We start from the raw sequence: 5,356 nt of genomic DNA, 5'->3' as shown, positions 1-5,356 counted from the left end.
AAACGATTGACATTCAATTCTAATAAATTGAATGTCAACAGTTTTAAAAGTCTCTATCCATTTTCACTTTCATTTGTTCGATATTTTGTAACATCATCATAGTGTTTAATATGGTAGGATGTCTATAAGTCAATTTCACTACAACTATGACTTGTTCTGCCCGTTTCTCAAAAAGAGTTATATTTATGCTACTACGCTTTAAAAATCCCCATTGTATGTATATGAATACTTCAAATTATTCCCTTTAGAAAACATAATCTAAATGGTTCATTAAACTCTAATAGTTATAAAAACATAATATATAACTTCAATTAAATAAATTGTATAAAGAAGGTGTAAAAATGAAGAATAAAATAAATTTACAAATGCAAAATATAAGTTTTGTTATAATAATGGCTTTAGCAGTATGGTTAAAAACATATCTTATTACGCGATTCAGTTTTGATTTAAAAATTGAGTCTTCAACGCAAGAGCTTATTTTGTTTATTAGCCCTCTAGCCGCATCATTAGCATTTGTTGGATTAGCATTATTTGCAACTGGTGAAAAACGAAATTATATAGCGCTATGTATTAATTTCTTATTAACGATCGTGCTTGTTGGAAATGTAATGTTCTATGATTTTTATAATGATTTCGTTACATTACCAGTACTTGGACAAACCTCAAACTTTGGCCAATTAGGCGGCAGTATTATAGAGATATTAAACTACAAAATTATACTCGCATTCGTAGACATTGTTTTCTTCTTTATTTTATTAAAAAAGAAATCATTGGTCTTTAAAACAGAACGTGTAACTCATTCTACACGCTTGTTATACTTTCTTTTAACGATTGGTGTATTCTTTGCGAATCTACAGCTTGCAGAAAAAGAGCGCCCTGAATTATTAACGAGATCATTCGACCGGGTAATGCTTGTCAAAAATTTAGGCTTATATACTCACCAAGTATATGACTTAACACTGCAAGTAAAAGCTGGGTCACAAAAAGCACTTGCTGATAGTAGTAAATTACAAGAAACTGAAAACTACGTAAAAGCAAACCAAAGCGAGCCAAACCCTAATATGTTTGGTGCAGCGAAAGGAAAAAATGTAATTGTCGTCACTCTTGAATCCTTGCAGACCTTCTTAATAGGCGCATCAGTCAATGGGCAAGAAGTTACACCATTCCTAAATGAATTCATAAATGAAAGTTATTACTTTGATAACTTTTTCCATCAAACTGGTCAAGGGAAAACATCCGATTCTGAATTTCTAATCGATACGTCGTTGTATCCATTAAATCGAGGGGCTGTATTCTTCACACACGGTAACAATGATTATACTGCGACTCCAGAAATTTTACGTCAGCAAGGTTATTTCACTTCTGTATTCCATGCGAATAACGCAACATTTTGGAATCGTAATATTATGTACTCCGCTCTTGGTTATGATCGTTACTATAATGAGCTTGATTACAAAATTACGCCAGAAACAAATTTAAATTGGGGATTAAAAGATATCGAATACTTTGATCAATCAGTAGATATATTAAAAACTGTTGATCAACCATTCTATGCTCGTTTCCTTACTTTAACAAACCATTATCCATTCACGTATGATGAAGATACAAAATTCATTGAACCATACAACTCTGGTAATGGCGTATTCGATCGTTACATCGTAACTGCACGTTACTTAGACGAATCAATTAAAAAATTTATTGAGCGTTTAAAGGCCGAGGGAATGTATGATGATTCTATTATTGTGTTATACGGTGATCATTATGGCATTTCCGAAAAACATAATCGTGCAATGGCACAGTTTTTAGACAAAGATCAAATAACAGAATTTGATACTTTAAATTTACAACGTACACCTTTATATATTCATATTCCTGGACAAACAGAAGGTCAAACTATTTCAAAGCCTACGGGACAAATCGATATGAAACCTACTATTCTAAATTTATTAGGTGTTGGTTCTACGAATGATATCCGTTTTGGCCATGATATGTTTTCAGATGAATATACTGGCTTTGTTGTTTTACGCGATGGTAGCTTCGTTACAGATAAGTATGCATACAAAAACAACACTTTCTACGACCGTATAACAGGGGAAATTGTAGATTTACCAAAAAAAGAAGCTCAAGCCCTCATTAAACGTGCACAAAATGAATTACGAATGTCTGACAAAATTATTGAAGGCGATTTATTACGCTTCTCAGAAAGTAATAAAATTAAAACTGGCGAAGTACAAACTAAAATTAAAGAAACAGAAAAATAATCTATATATGAAAAAGGAGCAACTTATTACAATTGCTCCTTTTTACTTTCTTATAACACATCAGATTTTTTATATAAAAAATCTGATGTGTTTACTTTTATTCTACGCTTGTTTCTAAAGCTACATCCGTATAGGTATTATCATCACCTATATTTAAAATTACTTCACATTGACGCAATCTCAATTCAAAGAGCATGATAGAATCATGATAGATTTCAGGATTTGATTTCATCTTATGTAATATCTCTTGTTTTTCTTGTATTTCTAAATGAGTGTTTTCTACAGCTTGCTTTAAGGAGTTAAATGGATTCCTAAAGAATATATTAATATCTCGCTCTTGTGTGTTTTCAAACAGCTCAAATTGCAAGAAAAATTTCTTCATAATAGAAGCCGTTACTTCAGTATAATCTTCATTTTCTACATACTGTTTGTATTTGTTATATAGCATAGATTTATTTTTAGGAAGAACTCCAAATAATTTACCGGCACTTTTCAACAAAAATTGTGCTGGCGTAAATCGACGTAAAATATTTACTTCATCCATTTGTATTCTAGTCGTCATCCTGTCAGTATCTCTGCGCCAGTCATCAAGCACTTTAAAATCACATTCTAACTGTATTCTATTTTCTCCAAATAGTGAATTAAGCCCTTCACTAAGTTCTTCTAAATACGTTTGACTTTGAAGAAGCTCATTATTAGAAGTTGCAATCCAATTTTGCATAGAAAGAGCGAGATTAGGTAATACAGTTTGTTCTAAATATTTATGCACTTTTTCATTCATTGCTTTATTTAGTTCCGTATCCATGTGCCCGAAATCACTTTCTTCACTAATTAAATTAGAACAGCTCTTTAATATCTTCGGAATATTTTCAGTAAGATCATTTGTAATTTCAGTCTTCATTGAACGATATGATTGTGTAATGAAATGAATTTTTTCCCTCTCAAATGCAGTAAGGTTATTAATGCTACCGTTTAGTTTCACTAGCATATCTTCATTCCAATTAATAGCATCTACTAGATTATTTTCTTTCTCAACACGTTTATCCAAAAGATATGTAATTGTTTTTCGAATGAAAAATAATAACTTTTCAGTACGTTCTGCATCGATATTTTTATGATTAAAGTTAAAATGAATAAACTCAGTTAAATCATTTAATTGTTTACTACTTGTATATAACGAGGAATAAGGGAAAATTCTCGCATGCGGGAAATATGTGTTTATTCTCGTTGCCGTATCATGTAATACCCTTTTCACTTCTGCTTCACTGTAAATGTTATCGATTTTATTTAATAAGAAATGAATTTGTAAATTTGGCGTATGTTCTTGAATACTTAATAGAATGTCACGTTCTTTGTCAGTAAAAGGTGAATCCGCATTCAATACGAACAGTAATTCGTCTACAGAATTTAAATATTCGAATATCTCATCTCTAGTGTCGTTATTCCTATTAAAGCCAGGTGTCACTACAAATGTAAGTTTATTTTCATTTAAAAATCTGCATGGTAATTTAAATTCAACACACGCTCTATCTCTATATGTTTGATGGTGCTGAGACATCATATTATGGTAATCAGAGACATCTTCCGTTGTTGTAATTGCTGAGTCTGTTATAGCGTTTATTTCTATATGAGCATCATTTTTTAAAACTACTACATTTGAAATTGATTTTTCTAATATGTTTTCTCCTAATATAGAGTTAATAAATGTAGTTTTTCCATTTCCTGAAGTACCCGTTACTAAAATACGATTTGTTCTTAAATCTGCGAGTTCGTCAACTAACCATTTAAATCGGTGATCTATTTCTATATTGTGCTTTTGTGCCCACTGTGTAATAGATTCAAAAAGGTGTAAGCTGTACTCTAAGCCATTTACATGATTAATAGAATGTGACAGTAAGTTTTCCGCATGCTCTATATTTGCTGAATCTATTTTGGAAGGGAAAATCTCATCCCATGCCAATACAGCTGCAGATGGAAATACAGCATAAGATGGATTAACTACCTTTAACCAATTTGCTAACAGATTGGGTATGATATCGTTTAATTGTCTAAGCGTATATTGACCTTGAATTAATGCAAAGTAAGTTTCTTCGTAAAGAGCAGAAACTTTGTTCCATATATCGGACGAATGTATTTCAATATGTAAGAAAAATTCATTTATTGTATTAAGCCATAATAAATAATTTTGTTCATCTTTATAACTGTTCCAAAGTGATGAAACCATTTGCGTAAACTGTACTTGATCTACATTATTTAATGTAGCTAATGCATTATAAAAATAATCTGGTGAAATATGTTTAGTAAACCCTTTATCAATATATCCTTTTAATACCTCAAACCACGGATACGATTCTATTCGAATTAACTCATTCACAGCAAGCTCTACTGCACTATCAAAATCTTGCTGTTCCTCATAAAAGGAACGGGCAATTTTTGTGACATTCGGATAATCAGGATTTAAAGAAACTGCTTCTTTAATAACACCGAAAGCTGAGTCAAAATTATTTTGCTCAATGTAAAGAGAAAGTAATTGTAGTCTAATTTCGATCATCAATATTTTATTATCAGTAGTAATAGAAGTATAAATATTTTCAGCATATGATAATTGATTAAGTTCGAAATAAGCATCCGCAATATTTTTTTGTGCCCATGGTGCTAATTCATTACTAACCTTCTCCCATTTAAAAATAGCTGCTTCAAAATCTTGATGACGATAATAAAATTCACCTTGTGCAAAACGAATATAAGACCCATCAGAAATCTCATTTTTTTCATCGTTTACATAAGCTTGTCCAAGTACGTCAAGAGTTGGTTTTGTTTCATTCTCCATTAGGAATGTTTCATAATACATCTTTTTTATTAATTTTTTTTCTAATCTCATCTTTTCCCCCACTATATCTTGAAAATACATTTTTAAGATATACCAATACTTTTTGTATGTATGCTTTTTATCTTAACAAAGAATATCTTTTGGAAAATTTCATTTTCCTTTCATTTTTCAAGTTAGATTGAATTTTTATGAGAAAAGTTTCAGTTTTTTTTCAATTCCCTTTCAGTTATGAAACAGCATTAAATGTTCCAAATAACCTAATAAT

Annotated in this window: 2 protein-coding genes; one reads left to right on the top strand and one right to left on the bottom strand. The window is 30.8% G+C overall.

Annotated elements, in window-relative coordinates:
* Positions 1 to 341: 341 nt before the first annotated feature.
* On the top strand, positions 342 to 2,261 hold the full coding sequence (locus tag DN403_RS29190) for an LTA synthase family protein (RefSeq protein ID WP_086397843.1): 1,920 nt from the start codon (positions 342 to 344) through the stop codon (positions 2,259 to 2,261).
* A 97-nt stretch (positions 2,262 to 2,358) separates the two neighbouring features.
* Here the strand turns inward: DN403_RS29190 and DN403_RS29185 are convergent, their stop codons facing one another.
* On the bottom strand, positions 2,359 to 5,142 hold the full coding sequence (locus DN403_RS29185) for a dynamin family protein (RefSeq protein ID WP_149186048.1): 2,784 nt from the start codon (positions 5,140 to 5,142) through the stop codon (positions 2,359 to 2,361).
* Positions 5,143 to 5,356 lie beyond the last annotated feature (214 nt).

The organism is Bacillus sp. AY2-1, from assembly GCF_008368965.1.
GTDB lineage: Bacteria > Bacillota > Bacilli > Bacillales > Bacillaceae_G > Bacillus_A > Bacillus_A thuringiensis_S.
This window is presented reverse-complemented; position numbering and strand designations above follow the sequence as displayed.

Excerpts from the sequence above, each read along its gene's own strand:
- DN403_RS29190 (WP_086397843.1), top strand. The coding sequence starts at position 342 with ATGAAGAATAAAATAAATTTACAAATGCAAAATATAAGTTTTGTTATA.
- DN403_RS29185 (WP_149186048.1), bottom strand. The coding sequence starts at position 5,142 with ATGAGATTAGAAAAAAAATTAATAAAAAAGATGTATTATGAAACATTC.